Here is a 19855-nt window from a genome sequence, read left to right on the forward strand (position 1 = left end):
AGGTTCTTGCTGCAAGACGTCAGTCCTGGGGTGGTGACCGGACCGTACTCGCGAGTTCTCCTCGTTGCAAGACCTTTCGCAAGCGATTGCGGCGGTGTTACGTTCCCGGTCACGGTCCGATCGGCCGGGGGCCCGTTCGACGGGCCTCACGCGCCCGGCCGGTCGGATCGGCCTTCCCCGGGGTGTCCGCGGACCTTTCCCCTCTTCCCGCTGCCAGGCCGTCGCGCACCGCTAGCGCAGTCTGGCCGTCGAGCCGCGGACGACCAGGTCCGGCTGGAAGACGAACTCCGTGTGCTGCACCGGGTTTCCGGCCATCTCCTCCAGCAGCGCCCCCACCGCCGCCGTCGCCATCGACTGCACCGGCTGCCGCACGGTGGTCAGCGGTGGATCGGTGAAGGCGATCAGCGGGGAGTCGTCGAAGCCGACCACGGACACCTCGTGCGGCACCCGCAGCCCGCGCCGGGCCGCCTCCCGGATCACCCCGAGCGCCATCAGATCGCTGCCGCACACGATGCCCGTACAGCCCTGGTCCAGCAGGGTGGCCGCCGCCACCTGCCCGCCCTCGACACTGAAGAGTGTATGCCGCACCAACTCCCCCGCCTCGCCGGGCGATCGGCCGAGCAGCTCGGTGCTCGCCGCGAGGAACCCCTCGACCTTGCGCTGCGCGGGGACGTAGCGGGCGGGCCCCACCGCGAGGCCGATGCGGTGGTGGCCGAGCGCGGACAGATGGCGGACGGCCATCCGCGCCGCCGCCCGGTCATCGGGTGAGACGAAGGTGGCCTGGATGTGCTCGTTATAGCCGTTGATCAGCACGAACGGCACCCTGCGGCCGGCCAGCCGGGCATAGCGGGCGGGGTCGGCCGTGGTGTCGGCGTGCAGTCCTGACATGAAGACGATGCCCGCCACATCGCGCTCCTCCAACTGCTCCACCAGCTCGTCCTCGGTGGCGCCGCCGGGCATCTGGGTGCACAGGATCGGGGTGTACCCATGCCCGGCCAGCACCTGCTCGATGATCTGCGCGAAGGCGGGGAAGACCGGGTTGGTCAGCTCCGGGATCACCAGGCCGACCAGCCCGGCGCTGCGCCGCCGCAGCCGCACCGGCCGCTCGTAGCCGAGGATGTCGAGGGCGGCGAGCACCCGCTGCCGGGTGGCATCCGCCACCCCCGCCTTGCCGTTGAGCACCCGGCTGACGGTGGCCTCGCTGACCTTGGCCTGTACGGCGATATCGGCAAGCCGCGGCCCTGCCGCGGGTGGGCTCGTCACGACTTGGTCGCTCCGGCAGTGAGCCCCGCGACCAGATGCCGCTGGGCCCAGGAGAACACCAGCGCCGCCGGGATGGCGATCATGACGGCCGCGGCCGTCATGGAGCCCCAGTCGGAGGTGTACTGGTTGACGAAGGTCTGGAGTCCGGCGGCGAGGGTGAGGTTGTCCTCGCCCGTCATGAAGGCGGAGGCGTAGGCCACCTCGGCCCAGGCGGTGATGAAGGTGTAGAACGCGGTCACCGCGAGTCCCGGCTTGGCCAGCGGGACGACGAGGCGCCAGAAGGTGCCGAACGGGTTGAGGCCGTCGACCCGGCCCGATTCGTCGATCTCCACCGGGATGGTGTCGAAGAAGCCCTTCATCATCCAGGCGCAGAACGGCACGGCCACGGTGAGGTAGGTGACGATGAGCGAGATCGGCTGGTTGAGCCAGCCCAGCGTCGACATGATGTTGTAGAGCGGCACGATGAGGATGGCCACCGGGAACATCTGGGTGATCAGCAGCAGCCACATCAGCGGGCGCATCCCGGGGAAGCGGAAGCGGCTGACGGCGTACCCGGTGGTGGCCGCGACGAAGACGCCCAGGATCGTGGTGATGACCACGATGAACAGCGAGTTGCCGAACCAGGTCAGGAACTCGGTGTCGCCCAGGACGTGTTGATAGTTCCGCAGCGTCGGGTTCTTCACCACATCGGTGCTGAACGCCTCGCTCTTGGGCTTGAACGAGGTCACCACCAGCCACAGCGGCGGGAAGACCGCGATCGCGGAGGCGATGACGAGCGTCGTATGCAGCCCGACGGAGGCGAGCGGGCCGCGTCGTTGGTCGCGCATGGCTACCACACCTCTCCCTGCTTGCGGAGCGAACGGCGGTAGACCACCGCGAAGAGCATCAGGATGAGCAGGATCAGCACACCCCAGGCCGAGGCGCCGGCGAAGTCGCGCGGGCTGTTGACGAAGGAGAGCCGGTAGGCGTACGTCACCAGGATCTCGGTGGCGTCGCCGGGTCCGCCGCGGGTCAGCAGGAAGATCACCGGGAACATGTTGAACGTCCAGATGGTGGACAGCAGGATCACGGTGGAGCTGACCGAGCGCAGCCCGGGCAGGGTGATGTGGCGGAACCGCTGCCAGGGGCTCGCCCCGTCCATCTCGGCGGCCTCGTACAGCTCACCGGGGATGGACTGCAATCCGCCGAGCAGCGCGACCAGCATGAACGGCACCCCGAGCCAGATGTTCACGGCGATCACCGACGCCTTGGCCATGGTGGGGTCGTTGAGCCAGGGCACCGCGTCGATTCCGCCGCCGTCCAGCACCTTGTTGAGGATGCCGTTCTTCTCGTTGTAGAGCAGCCGCCAGGCGAAGACGGAGACGAAGGCGGGGACGGCCCAGGGCAGGATCAGCAGCGACCGGTAGAGGGTGCGCCCGGCGAACCGCCGGTTGAGCAGTACGGCCAGGCCCAGGCCGATCGAGAAGGTGAGCGCCACACAGCAGACGGTCCAGGTGACGGTCCAGCCGAGCCGGTCCCAGAAGACCTGGTCCTCCAGGATGGCCTTGAAGTTGTCGAGGCCGACCGTCTGGTAGGTGGCGGGGATGTGGTTGATCCCGATGGTGCGCTCGACGTTGGCCTCGTTGGCGTCGGTCAGCGACAGATACAGGCCGCGGCCCAGCGGATAGCCGATGATCAGCCCGATGACGATCACGACGGGCGCGACCATGGCCCAGGCGTACCAGTGGCGGGCCAGTGCGTTGCGGATCCGGCTCCGCGGCGGGGTGCCATCCTTGTGAACCCGGCCGCCCCGGCCGCGGGCGCCCTTCGCGCCCGCGGCCGGGTCCAGCGGCCGGCTGGTGTCGACAGCCATCGTCGCCGGCCCTACTTCCAGTCGCCCTTGAGGAGCTTGCGGTACGCGTCACCGGCCGACTTCGCGGCCTTCTCGGGTGAGGTCTTGCCGGTGAGCACGTTCGGGAACTGCACCAGGATCGCCTGGAAGAGGCTGTTGCCCTCGGGGATCCAGGGGCGCTCGACGGCCTTGTCGACGGCGGCCTTGAAGAACTTCACATTGGGGTTCGCGGCCACCGACTTGTCGGAGTAGACGGAGGTGCGGGTGGGCAGCAGGGAGAGCTTCTCGGTGGTCTTGGCCTGGACCTCGGCCGAGCTCATGTACTGGGCGAAGGCGTAGGAGGCGGCCAGGTTCTTCGATCCGGCGTAGACGGTGAGGTTCTGGCCGCCCTGCGGGGCGCCCTGGCCCTTGCTGCCGGCCGGGACGGGGACCACACCGAGGTTGGACTTGTCCTTGAACGCCTTGCCCGCCAGGGTGTCCTCGATCGCCCACGGCCCGTTGATCGTCATCGCGACGTCGCCGTTCTTGATGGCGTTCTGCATATTGTCCCAGCCGTCGGTGGCGTCGGTCTCCGCCGCCTTGGAGGTGACCAGGTCCCGGGCGGCCGCGAACGCCTTGACGCCGGGCTCGTCGTCGATGGTGACCTTCTTGGCGCCGGTGTCGAGGAGATCGCCGCCCTCGCCGTAGATGAAGGGCAGGTACCAGTAGGCGTCGTCGCCGCGCAGATACAGACCCGTCTTGCCGGTCTTCTCCTTGATCTTCTTGGCGGCGGCCTTCAGCTCGGTCCAGTCCTTGGGCGGCTGGACCCCGGCGTCCTTCAGCATCTTCTTGTTGTAGAAGAGGCCGAGGGTGTCGATGACCTGCGGTACGGCGTAGGTCTTGCCCTTGAACTTGGCGCCGGCCAGGGCCTTGGGCAGATAGTCGGACTGGTTCGCGAGGGCGGGGGTGCCGTCCAGCGGCGCGAGATAGCCGATGTTGGCGAGGTCCTGGGTCCAGGCGACCTCGGTGCGCAGCACATCGGGCGCGCCGGAGCCGCCGGAGCCCGCGGCGTTCTTGAACTTGGCCAGGGCCTCGCCGAAGGGCACATTGACGTAGTTGACCTTGACGTCGGGGTGCTTCTTGGCGAAGCCGAGGGCGAGCTCCTTGTAGGTGCCCTTCTCCGCCTCGTTCGACGTGTCCCAGTAGGTCACGGTGCCGGAGAGCTTGCCGCCGGACTTCTTGTCGCCGCTGCCGCCGTCGTCACCGCCGCATGCCGTCGCCGCGAGCGCCATGGCCGCGACGAGTGCGGTGGCCGCTATGCCACGTCGCATCTGAACTCCTCCAAAGCCGGCCGCTCCGTCGCGGCCCCGGGTTGCGGAGGAACGTAACAGGGCCGCAAGCCCGCCGAAAGAGCTTGCGGCAAATTTCTGCAAGGCGCTCGGCATCGTTACGTCCGCGTGTCCCCGCGGTAGCCGCTCCGCTTCCCTTCAGCCGCTTGACATGCGCCCACAACACGACCGGAGCCCCCTTCAAGGGCACCAGCACGCCCTGCAAGCTCTTCCGCAAGGCATTGCAGAGCTGTTACGTTCCCGCCATGACCCAGGAGCTCACGACCTCCCTTCCCACCGAGCCGGTGCGACCGGCCGAGAGCCCCGGATGGTGGCGCGACGCCGTCATCTACCAGGTGTACGTACGGTCCTTCGCCGACAGCGACGGCGACGGGATCGGCGATCTGCGCGGAGCGCGGGAGCGGCTGCCGCACCTCGCCGGGCTGGGTGTGGACGCCGTCTGGCTGACCCCCTTCTACGCCTCCCCGCAGGCCGACGGCGGCTACGACGTGGCCGACTATCGCACCGTGGACCCGCTCTTCGGCACCCTCGGCGATGCCGACGACCTGGTGCGGACCGCCCATGAGCTGGGGCTGCGGGTGATCGTGGACATCGTCCCGAACCACAGCTCCAACCAGCACCCATGGTTCCGCGAGGCGCTCGCCGACCGGCCCGGCGGCGCGGCCCGCACCCGGTACCACTTCCGCCGCGGCCGCGGTGCGCACGGCGAACTGCCGCCGAACGACTGGGAGTCGGTCTTCGGCGGCCCCGCCTGGACCCGTACCACCGATCCGGACGGCACCCCCGGTGAGTGGTATCTGCATCTCTTCGCCCCCGAGCAGCCCGACCTCAACTGGGACTCCCCCGAGGTGCGTGCCGAATTCGACTCGGTGCTGCGCTTCTGGCTGGACCTGGGCGTGGACGGCTTCCGGATCGATGTCGCGCACGGCATGGTCAAGGCCGCCGGGCTGCCCGACATCGGCCGTACCGAACAGGCCAAGCTGATCGGCTCCCAGGTGCTGCCGTTCTTCGACCAGGACGGGGTGCACGAGATCCACCGCTCCTGGCGCCGGCTGCTGGACTCCTACCCCGGTGACCGGATCGGCGTCGCCGAGGCATGGGCGCCCACCGCCGAGCGGCTGGCCCTCTACGTACGCCCCGACGAGCTGCACCAGGCGTTCAACTTCCAGTTCCTCAAGTGCCCGTGGGACGCGGCCGCGATGCGCGAGGTGATCGACGAGTCGCTGGCCGCGACCGGCTCCGTCGGCGCCCCCACCACCTGGGTGCTCTCCAACCACGACGTGGTCCGGCACACCACCCGTTACGCCGACGGAGCCGACGGCGGCCCGGAGCAGGGGCTCGCCCGCGCCCGCGCCGCGGCCCTGCTCACCCTCGCGCTGCCCGGCTCGTCCTATCTCTACCAGGGCGAGGAGCTGGGCCTCCCCGAGGTGACCGACCTGCCGGACGAGCTGCGCCAGGACCCGGCCTTCTTCCGCACCTCCCCCGACGGGCAGGACGGCCAGAGCGGGCAGGACGGCTTCCGCGACGGCTGCCGGGTGCCGTTGCCCTGGACCCGCTCCGGCGAGAGCTACGGCTTCGGCCCAGGTGGGAGCTGGCTGCCCCAGCCGGACGGCTGGTCCGGGCTGTCGGTGGAGGCGCAGACCGGCGACCCCGGCTCCACGCTGGAGCTGTACCGCGGCGCGCTCGCGCTCCGCCGTGAGCTGCCGGGTCTGGGGGACGGGCCGATGAGCTGGCTGGAGGCCCCGGCGGGGGTGCTCGCGCTGTCCCGGCCGGGCCTGGTGTGCACCCTCAACACGCTCGCGGAGGAGGTCGAACTGCCGGTCCCGGGGCGTGCCCTGCTGTCGTCGGCGCCGCTTTCGCACGGGGCCGGAACCGTACGCATTCCGCCTGATTCGTGCGCGTGGTGGGCAATCTGACACGCGACCGGTACAGTCCCACTCCATGACCGCACGGCTTGCTGACATCGCAGCCCAGGCGGGGGTCAGCGAAGCCACCGTCAGCCGCGTCCTCAACGGCAGGCCGGGGGTGGCCACGGCCACCCGCGAGTCCGTCCTCGCCGCCCTGGACGTCCTCGGCTATGAACGGCCCGTGCGGTTGCGGCAGCGCAGCGCCGGGCTGGTGGGACTGATCACCCCCGAGCTGGAGAACCCGATCTTCCCCGCGCTGGCCCAGGTCATCGGGCAGGCACTCACCCGGCAGGGCTACACCCCGGTGCTGGCCACCCAGACTCCCGGCGGCTCGACGGAGGACGAGCTGACCGAGATGCTGGTGGACCGGGGCGTGGCCGGGATCATCTTCGTCTCGGGGCTGCACGCGGACACCTCGGCCGATATGCAGCGCTATGACCAGTTGCGCGGCCAAGGTGTGCCGTTCGTGCTGGTGGACGGCTTCTCGCCGAAGGTGCGGGCGCCGTTCATCTCCCCCGACGACCGGGCGGCGATGGGGCTGGCGGTCACCCATCTGGTCTCGCTCGGGCACACCCGGATCGGTCTCGCGCTCGGGCCGAAGCGATTCGTTCCCGTACTGCGCAAGATCGAAGGCTTCCAGCAGGCGATGCGGGATCGGCTGGGGCTCTCCCCGGAGGAGTCCGAGCAACTGATCCAGCATTCGCTGTACACCCTGGAGGGCGGCCAGGCGGCGGCGAGCGCGCTGATCGACCGGGGCTGTACGGCGGTGGTCTGCGCGAGCGACATGATGGCGCTGGGCGCCATCCGGGCGGCCCGGCAGCGGGGCCTGGGGGTCCCGCAGAACGTCTCGGTGGTCGGCTTCGACGACTCCCCGCTGATCGCCTTCACCGATCCGCCGCTGACCACGATCCGTAAGCCGGTGCAGTCGATGGGGCAGGCGGCGGTGCGGGCGCTGCTGGAGGAGATCGGCGGCACTCCGGCCCCGCCCAGCGAGTTCGTCTTCCTCCCCGAACTGGTGGTGCGCGGCTCCACGGCGTCGGCCCATGGGGTGGAGGCGCGGGGCCGGGCGGCCGGGGGCGCGGCCTAGCCGGCCCGGGGACGTAGGCGTATATACGCCCCATAGAGGACCCCCGGACCAGGACATAAGCAATCAAGACCCGATGCCGCGGTTGATCTGCGGGTGGACGTCGTCTGGCAGACTGTTGCCCTATGGGTGGAGCGACTATCAGGACGACGGCGGGCCGAATGGCCACCCCGGCACCTCTCGCGGACACCGATGCGGCACGGGCGCCGCACCACACCCTGATGGACCGGTTGCGTACGCCCAGAAGACCCCGGCTCTGGTTCGAGATCGTCCTCATCGCCGTCAGTTACTGGACGTATTCGCTGATTCGCAACGCCGTCCCGGAGCAGCGGCCGGAGGCGCTGCGCAACGCGGGCTGGATCTGGGAGTGGGAGCACCGGCTCGGCTTGGCCTTCGAACGGGGCGTCAACCATGCGATCGACTCGGTGAGCTGGCTGATCGTGGGCATGAACTACTACTACGCGACGCTCCACTTCATCGTGACGCTCGGCGTGCTGGTGTGGCTCTACCACTGGCATCCGGGCCGTTACGCCGCCACCCGGCTGGCGCTCTTCGCGACCACGGGCGTGGCCCTGCTCGGCTACTACTTCTTTCCGCTGGCCCCGCCCCGGCTGATGAGCGGCGGCCATTTCATCGACACCGTGGTGGCGCACAACACCTGGGGCTCGATGGCCTCGGGAAACCTCGCCGATATGTCGAACCAGTACGCGGCGATGCCCTCGATGCACATCGGCTGGTCGCTGTGGTGCGGTCTGACCATCGCCACGCTGGCCCGTCCGGTGTGGGTGAAGGTGCTGGGGCTGCTCTACCCCTCGGCCACGCTGCTGGTGATCGTCGCCACCGCCAACCACTTCTGGATGGACGCGGTCGGCGGGGTCGTCTGTCTCTCCTTCGGTTTCGTGCTGTCGTGCGCGTGGTACGGCTCGCTGCCGTACCGGCTGCCGAAGCAGGTGGCCGTGATCTGCACGGCTTGATCGTCCCCGGCGGAGCCGCCATTCTCTGTTCCGCAAGGTCGACATGAGGTCAAGGGTCGACATGAGTTCAGGGGCTCCATGTGTCGCGCTGATCGACGCGGAATGAGCACGATGAGCGTGACGAAAGGGACCACCGGCCACCGTGCACACCGCCGATACCGCTGACGCTTCTGTACCCCCCTCCATGCGCACCGGGGCCATCGCCGCGCCGGGCGTGCTGCTCCCCCGGCCCCGTACCGCCGGGCGGCCGCGCTTCCCGCTGGTGGCCACCGACCTCGACGGCACCCTGCTGCGCAAGGATCTGACGGTCTCGCCCCGCACCCGTGAGGCGCTCGCCCTCGTCCGGGCGGCCGGGGCGCGGCATCTGGTGGCCACCGGGCGGCCGGCCGCGTCCTGCCGGGAGTTCCTGGTCGCGATCGGCTACCGGGGGCTCGCGGTGTGCGGACAGGGCGCGCAGTTGTACGACGCCTCCGCGGACCGGCTGCTGGTCTCGGCGTCGCTGGACCGGGAGCTGGCCCGGTCGGTGGTGGAGCGCACGGAGGAGGCGCTGGGCGCGGGGCCGCTGGAGCTGGCCGTGGTGACGGCGGCGCCCGAGAACCGCTTCGTCGTCACCGCTCACTTCACCGACCGGAAGCGCCCGGAGTGGGGGCTGGCCGAGCGGGAGGAGCTGTGGGCGGCGCCGATCGAGAAGGTGCTGATGCGCCACCGGACGGTGGCGGACGGGCTGGTCGCCGAGGCCGCGGAGCGGGTGGGCGCGGGCGAGGTGGCGGTGACCCACTCCGAGAAGGGCATGATCGAGGTGCTCCCGGCCGGGACGGACAAGGCGGTGGGGCTGCAACTGGCCGCCGACCGGATGGGGTTCACCCCCGCGGAGACGATCGCCTTCGGCGACATGCCCAATGACATCCCGCTGCTGGGCTGGGCCGGATACGGGGTCGCGATGGGCAACGCGCATCCGGAGCTGATGGCGATAGCCGATGAGGTGGCGCCGTCCCATGAAGAGGACGGGGTCGCGGTGGTGCTTGAACGGCTGTTCGCCCACCCTTGAGCGGCTCTCGCACCCCACTCGCGACCCGCTGGAGCCGCCCGTCACTCCTTGACTGAGCATATAGAACTAAACAAAATATCCAAGGTGCGAGCTGAACCACGATCCGAAGCCCACTACGTCGACGAGCGCTCCGGAGCCACCTACTCCATCGACGATCCCCGCTGGTGCGGTGACGACGGGGCTCCCCTCACCGTCTCCGCTCTGCCCGGCATCACCCGCGAGCAGGTGGACACCGGGGCCCGGTCACTCTGGCGCTACCGAGCGGCCCTCCCGGTGCGCATCGACGCCCCGGTGTCACTGGGTGAAGGGTGCACCCCGCTGGTCGAGAAGGACTGGGGGGAGGATCGGATTCTCTTCAAGCTGGAGTGGTTCAGCCCCACCGGCAGCTTCAAGGACCGCGGCACCAGCGTGATGATCTCGCTCCTCGCCCAACGGGGCGTACGGGAGGTCATCGAGGACAGCTCCGGCAACGGCGGGGCCTCCGTCTCGGCGTACTGCGCCGCGGCCGGCATCCGGGCCAGGATCCTCGCCCCCGCCACCACCTCCCCCGCGAAGATCCTCCAGAGCCGGGCGTACGGCGCCGAGGTCGAGCTGGTGCCCGGCGACCGGGACGCCACGGCGGCGGAGGCCCTGCGCCAGTCGGCCCATACGTACTACGCCAGCCACAACTGGCACCCCTTCTTCCTCCAGGGCACCAAGACCCTGGCGTACGAGCTGTGGGAGGACCTGGGCTTCACCGCACCGGACGCCGTGGTGACCGTGGCGGGCGCGGGCAGCACCGTACTCGGCTGCGACCTCGGCTTCTCCGAGCTGCTCGCCGCGGGCCAGATCGCCTGCCGCCCCCGGCTGCTCGTGGCCCAGCCCGCCCACTGCGCACCGCTCCACGCCGCGTTCCGCGCGGGCACGGAGGCCCCGGTGCCGTTCGACCACGCCCCGACCATCGCCGAGGGCACGGCCATCCGGGAGCCCGTCCGCTTCCCCGAGGTGCTGCGTGCCATCCGCCGCTCGGACGGCGACATGGCGGCCATCCCGGAGGACGCGATCGCCGCGGCGGTCCGCCGGCTGGCCGCGACGGGGCTGTACGCGGAGCCGACCAGCGCGACGGCCGCCGCGGCGATCGAGGTCTTCCGGGCGCGGGGCGCGATCCGCCCCGGGGAGACCACGGTGGTGCTGCTGACCGGGTCGGGGCTGAAGGCGACGCCGACGATGACGGAGCTGTTCGGATGACCGATCGGATGGCCGAGAAGAAGCGTCAGGAGACGACGGGAACGCCCGAGGACGAGCTGCTGCTCCGCGAGGCCGAGAAGATCGTGGTCGCCATCGGCCGGATGTTCCCCGGGCTGTGCGAGGTGGTCCTGCACGATCTGCGCAACCCCGACCAGTCCATCCGCGCCATCGAGAGCAATCTCTCCGGCCGCGAGGTGGGCCAGCCCACCACCGAGCTGGGCCTGGCCCGGATCCAGGACCCCGGCTTCCCCGACATCGTCCAGAACTATGCCAACCGCTTCCCGGACGGCCGCCCGGCCAAGAGCACCTCGATCGGCATCAAGAACGGCGCGGGCCAGTACGTCGCCGCCATCTGCCTCAACCTGGACGTCTCCCTCTTCGGAAGCGTCGCCCGCAGTCTCAACAACCTCGTCCGGACCGATGAGCAGCAGCAGCCGCTCACCGAAACCCTCCGCGCGCGCAGCGCAGCGGAGCTGCGCACCGTCATCGAGGAATTCGCCGCCGCCCGCGGCCAGACCCCGCGCAGCCTGGGCACCCCCGCCAAGAAGGAACTCGTCCGCACCCTCAAGACCAGCGGCTTCCTCCAGGTGAAGCACTCCGTCCAGGTGGTCACCGAACTGCTCGGCGTCTCACGGGCCACGGTCTACAACTACCTGCGCTCGCCCTGACAAGGAAGACCTCCCCCGATGACCCCACCGATCCGCCGCATCGACATCCCCGACGCCTTCGCCGCGTCGTTCGGCGAGCACGACGCCACCGGCCGCGCCTGGCTCGCCGCGCTCCCCCGCCTGGCCGCGGAGTTCCTCGACCGCTGGGGACTGCGCCCGGCCGGTCCCGCCGCACATGGCATGGCCTCGCTCGTCCTCCCGGTGACCGACGCGGACGGAACCCCGGCGGTCCTCAAGCTCCAGCAGGTCAGGGAGGAGACCGAAGGCGTTCCGCTGGGCCTGCGGACCTGGAACGGCAACGGCGTAGCGCTCCTGCTCGACCACGACCCGGACACCGGCACCATGCTGCTGGAACGGCTGGACGCGACCCGTCCGCTCTCCTCGGTGCCCGACGACACCGCCGCGATGCGCATCCTGGCCGACCTCCTGGCCCGCCTGACCTCGGTACCCGCCCCCGGCGGCCTGCGCCGGCTGTCCGACATCGCCACCGCCATGCTCGAGCAGACGCCCGACGCCGTACCGGCCCTGCGCGACCCGGCCGAACAGCGGCTGGTCCGCGTCTGTGCCTCCGCCGTGGCCGAACTCCTCGACGAACCGGGCGACCGGCTACTGCACTGGGACCTCCACTACGACAACATCCTCGCCGGTGAACGCGAGCCCTGGCTGGCCATCGACCCCGAACCGCTCACCGGCGACCCCGGCTTCGAGCTCCTGCCGGCGCTGGACAACCGCTGGGACGAGATCCTGGCCACCGCCGACCCCACCCGCGCGGTGCTCCGGCGCTTCGATCTGCTGACCGAGGCCCTCGGCCTGGACCGGCGGCGGGCCACCGGCTGGACCCTCGGCCGCGTCCTCCAGAACGCCCTCTGGGACATCGAGGACGGCAAGACCACTCTGGAACCGGCCCAGGTCACCATCGCCACGGCCCTGCTGAACCACCGTTAGGCGGATTCCGGCGGACTCTGGTGCGTCCGGGCTTCGACGCGTGCCATGTAGTCCCGGATCAATCCGACATAGGCACGGCGCAGAGGTGGTTCCTCCAGATATCCCATATGAGCCGCCCCGGGCTGGGTCATATGTTCGGCGTCCGGTATGCGGTCGGCGATATCGGCGAGGTGCGCGGGAACGCATTCGTCGAATTCCCCGCCCAGCACGAGGGTGGGGACGCGAATCCGGTCGAGTTCGCCGAATATGTCCCAGTCCGCCCCTTGCACATCTGGTGCGAGGGGGATACGCAAGAATGGGTCCGGCGGTGCCGGGCTCGTGATTTCGTCGCCGGGCGGCGGGCCGTGAGCGGCAGGGCCGGTGACGGCTCCCGCGCCGGGCTTCAGTGCACCAAGGTTCAGCCGTGCGAGTTCTCGGACGCTGGCGATGCGCTGTGCGTCAGCCATGGCCACGACGTCGGGGGTGGACCAAATGCGCGACGACCGGCCCTCACTGCCAGAGTGGCGAGGGCAGCGTTGGCTCCACCACCAATCACAGCGCCGATACCGAACGGTGCCACTCGACCGAGAACGATGATTCCCTGCTTGGTCCCGTACTTCGTGACGAAGTTCTTCCCCAAGATCCTGTTGATCTGACGCAACGTCTCGGCAGGCACCTTGGCGACCGCCTGACGTCCCCAGTGTTGCCCCGTACGCTCGGCGACCTTGCCAATGGTGGCGGAGCCGGACCCGCCGAGCATGATTCCCATCACGATCGTTCGGCGACGCTCGATCTCGTCGATGGAGACTCCGTGGACTTCGGCGATCGAGAGCGCGAAGAGGGCACCCAGTTCAAGAGATGAGAGAGTCCCGCCTGCCGACAGTGCCAGTGCGACTCCCGTGCCGACGCCGGGCGCGGCCGCCACTCCTCCAACTGCGGCACCCGTCCCGGTCAAGGCTCTGACGTGCATCCGCTCCAGATTGCGGATCACCTGCGCCGGTGTCGCCTCTGGGTTCCTCTCGCGGGCCCGGGCGATGTTCTTGCGCGCCAGTGGGCTCTGGCCGGCGATTGCCTTGTCCAGGAGGTCGAGGACACGCTGCCCGCGTTCGGCTGCTGCCGGAACCGATCCGTCGAGGACATCTGTCGCCATGCCCTGAACCCCTTAAGTCGTTACATCCCAACTGAGTCCCCGACTCGTGACGCTATCGAGCCTTCCAAGGCCCTCGGGCCGTTTCTCCGGAAATCAGCCCAGATCAGGCGATGCCGCACGGCTAGCGTTGTTTTTTCGGCGAGAACTGCTGGGATCCCCAATGCCGGACCGCCGGGGGGGTGGGGTACCCCCCCGGAAAACGTTTGACACATTAGTTGCTTCAGATCAAGCGTTTTCGGAAGGGGTACCCGGAGGGGCCGTCAGTCCGGACGGGTCTCAACTCAGGGCCACAGGACCCGCCGCCGGGTCCCGCCACCACGGCCCGGGGCCCGGGAAGGCGGTGTGGTTCCGAGAGGGTTCGGCGCTCGGCTGTCTCACTTCGGGGGTGTGCGCCGTCCGCGGGGCTACGGTGACGCCACGTTGCCCTGTCCCTCGGCACCTGGAGGTTTGTGTGCGGTACAAAGGGCCGCTTCCGAAGCGGGTCACCGGCCGGTTCAATGCCTGGATGGTCGGGCTGCGGTCCTCTCCGCGGTGGGGGCGGTGGGTGAGTGGGCGGCTGACGGTGGTGACGTATACGGGGCGCCGGTCGGGGCGCAGTTTCAGTACGCCGGTCGCCTATGAGCGTGCCGCCGATGTCGTCACGATCCGCGTCGCCATGCCCGAACGGAAGCTGTGGTGGCGGAACTTCACCGGTGAGGGCGGGCCGATGGCGCTGGATCTGGACGGGGGCGAGCGGGCCGGGCACGGGGTTGCTCGGGTCGATGGGAAGGGGCGCGTCACCATCACGGTGCGGCTCGACGGGCCGCCCGCGTAGAACGGCCGCTGACGTCTGCGGAATTGCCATGGCCCCTTCACACCGCGTGCGGAGCCGCTGAGTAGGATCGACGGCCACACGGGGGAAGGGCATCAATGAAGAAGTTGTTGGGCGGCGCGCGCCGCCGGGCGGCTCTGGTCGGGGGCGCCGTCGTGGTGCTGGTGGCGGCCGGGTTCGGCACTTGGGCCACGGACACCTGGCCGTTCGACGGGAAGGACAGCTACTGCTGGGGCGCCTGGAAAGAGGACAGCGGTCCGGAGTTCCTGAGCGGCGAGGCGCTGGACGAGGACAACGCGAGCCGTACGTCCAAGGAGACCGCGCCGACACCGCGGCAGCCACGCGGGCGGTGCACCGTGGCGCTCCGCTCCGAGCGTTTCAGCAGCGATGGCGACAAGGTCGTCGAGAAGACCGAGGTCACGGTCGACTACGGCCCCGCGCCGGAGAGCGCCGCGCGGCGTATGGAGTGGATCGGCGGATATCTCGGCGACCGGGCGATGCCGCTGCCCGACTCGCTGCCGGGCGTCAGCGACGGCCGAAGCGGGCTGCTGGTGCTGCCCAAGGGGTGCGACACCCACGACGGGCGGCCGACCGCGGTCACGCTCGACTCGGCGGCGGAGAGCGTCTACAGCGACTCCACCATGCCCGGCGACGCCGGGCTCGGCGGCTCCCCATCGGTGGCCCGGCTGCTCGTCGCGGCCGCCAACCACGCGATGGAGAAGGCGGGTTGCGCCCCGGATAAACCGCTCAAAGTCGACTCGCCCGTGCTCACGCTGCCCGAGAGCCGTGAAACGTTCTTCACCCGCGCCTGCCGGATCAGGGGGCTGGAGCTGGGCAAGGAGGCGGAGGATCTCGCCTACCAGGTCGGCCCGGTCACCCGCGATCTCCAGTCCTGCTCGGTGCGGCAGGTACGCGGTGACGGGCGGTACTTCGACGCCCTGATGATCGCCGAGCCACGGCTCTCCGCGCTGTTCGACGGGGCCACCGGCAGCAAGGCGCCCGCGCGCGGCTGGCGCGGTACGGGGGTCTTCGCCGACACCTACAAGGTCGTACGGGCCGACTGCGCGGGGCGCCCGTTCACCGTGCTGATGCTCGCCCCGTCGCTGCACGAGACGAGACCGTACTTCGCCGCCTTCGCCAACGCCGTTGCGCGACGCGTCGGTTGCGCACCCGTCGCACCTGGGGGTTCCGGCCGATGACCGACTCCGAGAACGAGAACGAGACTTCCGTGCCCCTGCACGAGCGGCGCCGCCCCTGGTGGCACTGGCAGCGTCTGACCGGCAGTCGGCCGCGGCTGGCCGTGACCACGGGCGTCATCGGGGTTGTCGCCGGGGCGCTGCTCGGTGGCGCGGCCATGGCCTGGCAGGCCGAGGCGGGTCCGTTCGCGGACGACCGGGCCTGCTGGGGGGCCTTCGGCCAAGGCGATGCGGCGGCGCTGTTCGAGGGCAGAACCGGTGGCAAGGCCGACGTCGAAAGCTCCGAGGTGCCCATCACCAGCGATCGCACCGGCGCCGCGGGCTCGTCCGGCCAATGCCTGCTGACCTCGGACGGCTCGCGGATCACCGTCCAGGCGCATCAGTTGGACACCCGGTTCGGCGGCGCGGGCGATCAGTGGGCCGATGAGTTCCTGTCCGCGCGGCTCACCCCGCTGGGCGGCGGACTGCTGGGCATGGCCTCCGACACCCGGGCCTGGCTCGCGGTGCCCGACGGCTGCATCGGCCGGCCGGATGACGCGGACGTCAACGGCGGTCCGACCGTGATCGACGTGGCGACCGGCTGGACGATCTACGACGACGAGGTCAGCACGGAGTCCCGCGATCGACTGGCGCGTGCCGTGGTCAGGCTGGTCAACCACTACATGACCGAGAAGGGGTGCACGGGCACCATCGCCGATCCGACCGGCCGGATGCCGGAGCCGCCGCGATTCCTGGACGAGCGGAAGGACGCCATGTGCGGCGTCAAGGGGCTGCCGCTCCCCCGCGGGTACGGGCGTGACTCGCTGGGCCGCACCCTGGTGACCAGGGGCGCGGGGCCGGTGCGCACCTGCGACCGCCGGGTGCTCTTCCACCATCCCGAACTGCGGCTGATGACGGTCGAGGATCCCCGGCTCGCGATGCTCTACGAACGGCTGTCCAGGGACGGCGCCAAGGAACTGGTCAAGGCCGGTGACCAGGACGGATACGGCTTCGTCCGCGACGACATGGGGCTGTTCCAGGCCGAGTGCCAGACCGGCCCGGTCACCTTCCTGATCCGGGCGGACAGCGCCCGGCGCCCCGCCGACATCCGTACGCTCCTCCCCCGCTTTGTCGCGGCGGAGGCGGATCGCATCGGCTGCGGGCCCCTGCACATCACGGTGCCCGCGGACGGCTGAGGCACCGCCTCACCGTCGTCAGCTCTCGTAGTCGTAGAAGAGCCGCTCCACCACCGCCCGCGCCCGGCGGGTGGTGCGGCGGTAGTCGTCCAGCATCTCGCCGACGTGGCCGGGGCCGTAGCCCAGGTAGCGGCCCACGGCGGCCAGTTCGCGGACGTCCGTCGGGAAGGTGTCGCCCGCGCGGCCGCGGACCAGCATGACGGCGTTGCGGACGCGGCTGGCGAGGACCCATGCCTCATCCAGGGTCTGGGCGTCCTCGGTGGAGATCAGCTCGGCGGCGTGGGCGGCGGCCAGGGCCTCGCGGGTGCGGGTGGTGCGCAGCCCGGGTTCGGCCCAGCCGTGCCGCATCTGGAGCAGTTGGACGGTCCACTCGACATCGCTGAGACCGCCCCGGCCCAGCTTGGCGTGGGTGGTGGGGTCGGCACCGCGCGGCAGCCGCTCGGACTCCATCCGGGCCTTGAGCCGCCGGATCTCGCGGATCGCGTCCTCGCCCAGCCCCTCGGCCGGATACCGCAGCGGATCGATCAGCTCGATGAACCGCCGGCCGAGCCCGGGGTCGCCCGCCACCGGCTCGGCGCGCAGCAGCGCCTGGCTCTCCCACACCAGCGACCAGCGGCGGTAGTAGGCGGCGTAGGAGCCCAGCGTGCGCACCAGTGGCCCGGACTTGCCCTCGGGGCGCAGATCGGCGTCGATGAGCAGGGGCGGGTCGGCGGTGGGAAGCTGGAGCAGCCGGCGCATCTCGTTGGCCACGGCGAAGGCGGCACGGGCGGCCTCCTGGTCGTCGGCCCCCTCGCGCGGCTCATGGACGAAGAGCACATCCGCGTCGGAGCCGTAGCTGAGCTCATGGCCGCCGAAGCGGCCGAGGCCGATGACGGCGAAGCGGGTGGGCAGCTCATCGCCCCAGGTGTCGCGGACGGCGGCGCGCAGGGCGCCGGCGAGGGTCGCGGCGTTCAGATCGGAGAGGGCGTCGCCGACCATGTCGATCAGCGCGGCGGCGTCCACGGGCGGTTCGGCGGCGGGGACGGCGGGCCGGGCCGGCATATGGGGTTCGGATTCCCGCAGGGCGCTGGGGACCTCGGGGGTCCTGCCCGGCGCGGGGGCGGGCGCCGTGACCGTCGATCCCGTGGCCCGGCCCGGCGTCCGCTCGTCCGACAGCGGCCAGCTCACGGTGGGGCGCACCTCGCCGTTGGCCAGCCGGGCGCTTTCGATGACGTCCGCGGCCGCCGTACGGAACATCTCGCGCCGCCGCACCCCGCGGGCCACCGCGACCGCCTGTTCGGCGCCGTCGGCGCGGCCCACTGCGGCCAGCACCTCCTGCTCCAGATGGGCCCGGCCGCGCGGGCGCAGCCCCTCGGGGTCGCCGAGCAGGGCGACCGCCTCGGGGGCGCGCAGCAGCAGATCGGGGGCGAGCCGCCCGGCGGAGAGCACCCGGGCCAGGTTCTCGGCGGCGGCGCCCTCGTCGCGCAGCAGCCGCAGATACCAGGGCGTCTTGCCGAGCGCGTCGGAGACCTTGCGGAAGCCCAGCAGCCCGGCATCCGGGTCGGCGGAATCGGCGAACCAGCCCAGCAGCACAGGCAGCAACGTACGCTGAATCGCGGCTTTGCGGGTCACACCGGAGGCCAGGGCCTCCAGATGGCGTAGCGCACCGGCCGGGTCCGCGTACCCCAGGGCGGTGAGGCGCTGACCGGCCGCCTTGGGGCTGAGCCGGATCTCGCCTGGCTGGAGCTGGGCGACGGCGTCCAGCAGCGGCCGGTAGAAGAGCTTCTCGTGCAGCCGCCGCACTTCGCGGGCGTGCCGCCGCCAGGCGGTGCCCAGTTCGGTCACCGGCTCGGTGCGGAATCCCAGCGACCGGCCGAGGCGGCGCTGGTCGGCCTCGCCCTCGGGCATCAGATGGGTGCGGCGCAGCCGGTAGAGCTGGAGGCGGTGCTCCATGGTGCGCAGAAAGCGGTACGCGGCATCCAGCGCGGCGGCGTCGGTGCGCCCCACATAGCCGCCGGCGGCCAGCGCCGCGAGCGCGTCCAGCGTCGTACCGCTGCGCAGCGACTCATCGGACCGTCCGTGCACCAACTGGAGCAACTGGACGGCGAACTCGACGTCGCGCAGCCCCCCGGGGCCCAGCTTGAGCTCGCGGTCGATCTCGGCGACGGGGATGTTCTCGACCACCCGGCGGCGCATCTGCTGCACATCGGGGATGAAGTTCTCGCGCTCGACGGCCTGCCAGACCATGGGCGCGAGGGCGTCCACATACGCCTGGCCGAGCGCGGCGTCGCCCGCCATCGGACGGGCCTTCAGCAGCGCCTGGAACTCCCAGGTCTTGGCCCAGCGCTGGTAGTACGCCAGATGGCTGGAGAGGGTCCGCACCAGCGGGCCGTTGCGCCCCTCGGGGCGGAGGTTGGCGTCCACGGGCCAGATGGTGCCCTCGACGGTGACATCGGAGCAGACGCGCATCAGCCGGGAGGCGAGCCGGGTGGCGGCCCGCACCGCCTCGTCCTCCTGGACCCCATCGACCGCCTCCGCCACGAAGATCACGTCCACATCGGAGACGTAATTGAGCTCGCGGCCACCGCATTTGCCCATGCCGATCACGGCCAGCTTGCAGGCGGCGGCGTCCTGCGGCTGCTCCTCGGCGGCGATCTCCAGCGCGGCCCGCACCGTGGCGGTCGCCAGGTCGGCGAGTTCGGCGGCCGTCTGGGTGATGTCGATGGTGCCGCACACATCGCGGGCCGCGATGGCCAGCAGCGCCCGGCGATAGGCGACGCGCAGCGCGTCGGCCCGGGACAGCCCGGCCCCGGGCGCGCCCCAGACGCCCTCGGCCAGGGCCCGCTCGAACTCGGGGGTGGCCGGGTGCAGATCGGCCGACTCATAGGTCACCAGGGCGTGCCAGTCCCCCGGATGGCGGGCGAGGTGGTCACCCAGCGCCTCGGACGCGCCGAGCACCCCGAGCAGCCGGTCGCGCAGCGGTTTGGCGGTGACGAGCGTGTCCAGCAGCGCCTGCCGCGAACCGGCCCGCTGCCCGCCGTTCGGCTCCCCCGCCTCCCCCTCGTCCTCCGGCAGCGCCTCGACCAGCCGTACGAGCCCGAGCAGCGCCAGATCCGGGTCGGCGGTCGCCCCGAGCGCCTCGAGCAGCACCGAATCGCTGCGCACCGCGGCCAGCTCGGGCGCGTCCAGCAGCCGCTGGGCGGCCGTGGCGTCGGTGAAACCGTGCCGCAGCAGCCGGGTGACATTGCTGCTCCTGCGTCCCTGCGGTACGGACATCCCGCCGCCTCCCG

Annotated in this window: 17 protein-coding genes; 10 read left to right on the top strand and 7 right to left on the bottom strand. The window is 70.9% G+C overall.

Features of this window, described 5'->3' with window-relative positions:
* Positions 1 to 231: 231 nt before the first annotated feature.
* From ACK1X7_RS15050 to ACK1X7_RS15065, 4 genes are read right to left on the bottom strand one after another with little or no spacing between them, the layout of a single operon-like run.
* Entirely contained in the window at positions 232 to 1263 is a 1032-nt protein-coding gene (locus tag ACK1X7_RS15050) for a LacI family DNA-binding transcriptional regulator (RefSeq protein WP_385156591.1), read from the bottom strand.
* Positions 1260 to 2090 (bottom strand): sugar ABC transporter permease, encoded by an 831-nt coding sequence (locus ACK1X7_RS15055; protein ID WP_385156594.1) that lies wholly within the window; start codon positions 2088 to 2090, stop codon positions 1260 to 1262. Before ACK1X7_RS15055 ends, ACK1X7_RS15050 begins: the two co-directional genes overlap by 4 nt.
* 2 nt (positions 2091 to 2092) lie before the next feature.
* Positions 2093 to 3115 carry a carbohydrate ABC transporter permease gene (locus ACK1X7_RS15060; protein ID WP_390792890.1) on the bottom strand — a complete coding sequence of 341 codons (1023 nt, stop codon included), beginning with the start codon at positions 3113 to 3115 and terminating at the stop codon, positions 2093 to 2095.
* A gap of 11 nt (positions 3116 to 3126) precedes the next feature.
* Complete coding sequence (locus tag ACK1X7_RS15065) at positions 3127 to 4404, bottom strand: extracellular solute-binding protein (protein WP_385138396.1); 1278 nt, start codon at positions 4402 to 4404, stop codon at positions 3127 to 3129.
* Between the two features lie 263 nt (positions 4405 to 4667).
* Between ACK1X7_RS15065 and ACK1X7_RS15070 the strand changes: the two genes are divergently transcribed.
* From ACK1X7_RS15070 to ACK1X7_RS15100, 7 genes are all read left to right on the top strand, one after another.
* Complete coding sequence (locus ACK1X7_RS15070; protein WP_413115165.1) at positions 4668 to 6338, top strand: glycoside hydrolase family 13 protein; 1671 nt, start codon at positions 4668 to 4670, stop codon at positions 6336 to 6338.
* Between the two features lie 25 nt (positions 6339 to 6363).
* A complete protein-coding gene (locus ACK1X7_RS15075) occupies positions 6364 to 7416 on the top strand; it encodes a LacI family DNA-binding transcriptional regulator (RefSeq protein ID WP_385110964.1) in 1053 nt (350 codons plus the stop codon).
* 122 nt (positions 7417 to 7538) lie between these two features.
* Positions 7539 to 8387 (top strand): phosphatase PAP2 family protein, encoded by an 849-nt coding sequence (locus ACK1X7_RS15080; protein ID WP_216343449.1) that lies wholly within the window; start codon positions 7539 to 7541, stop codon positions 8385 to 8387.
* A 184-nt stretch (positions 8388 to 8571) separates the two neighbouring features.
* On the top strand, positions 8572 to 9435 hold the full coding sequence (locus ACK1X7_RS15085) for an HAD family hydrolase (protein ID WP_413115166.1): 864 nt from the start codon (positions 8572 to 8574) through the stop codon (positions 9433 to 9435).
* An 84-nt stretch (positions 9436 to 9519) separates the two neighbouring features.
* Complete coding sequence (locus tag ACK1X7_RS15090; RefSeq protein WP_413115167.1) at positions 9520 to 10662, top strand: threonine synthase; 1143 nt, start codon at positions 9520 to 9522, stop codon at positions 10660 to 10662.
* A complete protein-coding gene (locus ACK1X7_RS15095; protein ID WP_385138408.1) occupies positions 10659 to 11330 on the top strand; it encodes a helix-turn-helix transcriptional regulator in 672 nt (223 codons plus the stop codon). The genes ACK1X7_RS15090 and ACK1X7_RS15095 overlap by 4 nt, the downstream gene beginning before the upstream one ends.
* A gap of 18 nt (positions 11331 to 11348) precedes the next feature.
* Complete coding sequence (locus ACK1X7_RS15100; protein WP_385138411.1) at positions 11349 to 12275, top strand: aminoglycoside phosphotransferase family protein; 927 nt, start codon at positions 11349 to 11351, stop codon at positions 12273 to 12275.
* Here the strand turns inward: ACK1X7_RS15100 and ACK1X7_RS15105 are convergent.
* Positions 12272 to 12721 carry a hypothetical protein gene (locus ACK1X7_RS15105; protein WP_413115168.1) on the bottom strand — a complete coding sequence of 150 codons (450 nt, stop codon included), beginning with the start codon at positions 12719 to 12721 and terminating at the stop codon, positions 12272 to 12274. The genes ACK1X7_RS15100 and ACK1X7_RS15105 overlap by 4 nt on opposite strands.
* Entirely contained in the window at positions 12673 to 13404 is a 732-nt protein-coding gene (locus ACK1X7_RS15110; protein ID WP_413115169.1) for a hypothetical protein, read from the bottom strand. The genes ACK1X7_RS15105 and ACK1X7_RS15110 overlap by 49 nt, the downstream gene beginning before the upstream one ends.
* A 451-nt stretch (positions 13405 to 13855) precedes the next feature.
* On the opposite strand from ACK1X7_RS15110, the gene ACK1X7_RS15115 reads away from it, so the two are divergent.
* The 3 genes from ACK1X7_RS15115 (at position 13856) to ACK1X7_RS15125 (ending at position 16586) form a co-directional block, all read left to right on the top strand.
* Complete coding sequence (locus ACK1X7_RS15115) at positions 13856 to 14218, top strand: hypothetical protein (protein ID WP_385138420.1); 363 nt, start codon at positions 13856 to 13858, stop codon at positions 14216 to 14218.
* 95 nt (positions 14219 to 14313) lie between these two features.
* Positions 14314 to 15414 (top strand): hypothetical protein, encoded by a 1101-nt coding sequence (locus ACK1X7_RS15120; RefSeq protein WP_385138423.1) that lies wholly within the window; start codon positions 14314 to 14316, stop codon positions 15412 to 15414.
* Positions 15411 to 16586, top strand: coding sequence for a hypothetical protein (locus ACK1X7_RS15125; protein ID WP_398159353.1), 1176 nt, complete (start codon positions 15411 to 15413; stop codon positions 16584 to 16586). The genes ACK1X7_RS15120 and ACK1X7_RS15125 overlap by 4 nt, the downstream gene beginning before the upstream one ends.
* An 18-nt stretch (positions 16587 to 16604) precedes the next feature.
* Here the strand turns inward: ACK1X7_RS15125 and ACK1X7_RS15130 are convergent, their stop codons facing one another.
* The gene (locus ACK1X7_RS15130; RefSeq protein ID WP_385138429.1) at positions 16605 to 19841 is read right to left on the bottom strand and encodes a bifunctional [glutamine synthetase] adenylyltransferase/[glutamine synthetase]-adenylyl-L-tyrosine phosphorylase; all 3237 of its coding nucleotides are present in this window, start codon (positions 19839 to 19841) and stop codon (positions 16605 to 16607) included.
* Positions 19842 to 19855 lie beyond the last annotated feature (14 nt).

The organism is Streptomyces sp. CY-1 (genome assembly GCF_047218265.1).
GTDB lineage: Bacteria > Actinomycetota > Actinomycetes > Streptomycetales > Streptomycetaceae > Streptomyces > Streptomyces niphimycinicus.

What these genes read in the sequence shown, in the direction of transcription:
- ACK1X7_RS15055 (WP_385156594.1), bottom strand. Translation starts at nt 2,090, where the DNA reads ATGCGCGACCAACGACGCGGCCCGCTCGCCTCCGTCGGGCTGCATACG.
- ACK1X7_RS15060 (WP_390792890.1), bottom strand. Translation starts at nt 3,115, where the DNA reads ATGGCTGTCGACACCAGCCGGCCGCTGGACCCGGCCGCGGGCGCGAAG.
- ACK1X7_RS15065 (WP_385138396.1), bottom strand. Translation starts at nt 4,404, where the DNA reads ATGCGACGTGGCATAGCGGCCACCGCACTCGTCGCGGCCATGGCGCTC.
- ACK1X7_RS15070 (WP_413115165.1), top strand. Translation starts at nt 4,668, where the DNA reads ATGACCCAGGAGCTCACGACCTCCCTTCCCACCGAGCCGGTGCGACCG.
- ACK1X7_RS15075 (WP_385110964.1), top strand. Translation starts at nt 6,364, where the DNA reads ATGACCGCACGGCTTGCTGACATCGCAGCCCAGGCGGGGGTCAGCGAA.
- ACK1X7_RS15080 (WP_216343449.1), top strand. Translation starts at nt 7,539, where the DNA reads ATGGGTGGAGCGACTATCAGGACGACGGCGGGCCGAATGGCCACCCCG.
- ACK1X7_RS15085 (WP_413115166.1), top strand. Translation starts at nt 8,572, where the DNA reads ATGCGCACCGGGGCCATCGCCGCGCCGGGCGTGCTGCTCCCCCGGCCC.
- ACK1X7_RS15095 (WP_385138408.1), top strand. Translation starts at nt 10,659, where the DNA reads ATGACCGATCGGATGGCCGAGAAGAAGCGTCAGGAGACGACGGGAACG.
- ACK1X7_RS15100 (WP_385138411.1), top strand. Translation starts at nt 11,349, where the DNA reads ATGACCCCACCGATCCGCCGCATCGACATCCCCGACGCCTTCGCCGCG.
- ACK1X7_RS15105 (WP_413115168.1), bottom strand. Translation starts at nt 12,721, where the DNA reads ATGGCTGACGCACAGCGCATCGCCAGCGTCCGAGAACTCGCACGGCTG.
- ACK1X7_RS15110 (WP_413115169.1), bottom strand. Translation starts at nt 13,404, where the DNA reads ATGGCGACAGATGTCCTCGACGGATCGGTTCCGGCAGCAGCCGAACGC.
- ACK1X7_RS15120 (WP_385138423.1), top strand. Translation starts at nt 14,314, where the DNA reads ATGAAGAAGTTGTTGGGCGGCGCGCGCCGCCGGGCGGCTCTGGTCGGG.
- ACK1X7_RS15125 (WP_398159353.1), top strand. Translation starts at nt 15,411, where the DNA reads ATGACCGACTCCGAGAACGAGAACGAGACTTCCGTGCCCCTGCACGAG.
- ACK1X7_RS15130 (WP_385138429.1), bottom strand. Translation starts at nt 19,841, where the DNA reads ATGTCCGTACCGCAGGGACGCAGGAGCAGCAATGTCACCCGGCTGCTG.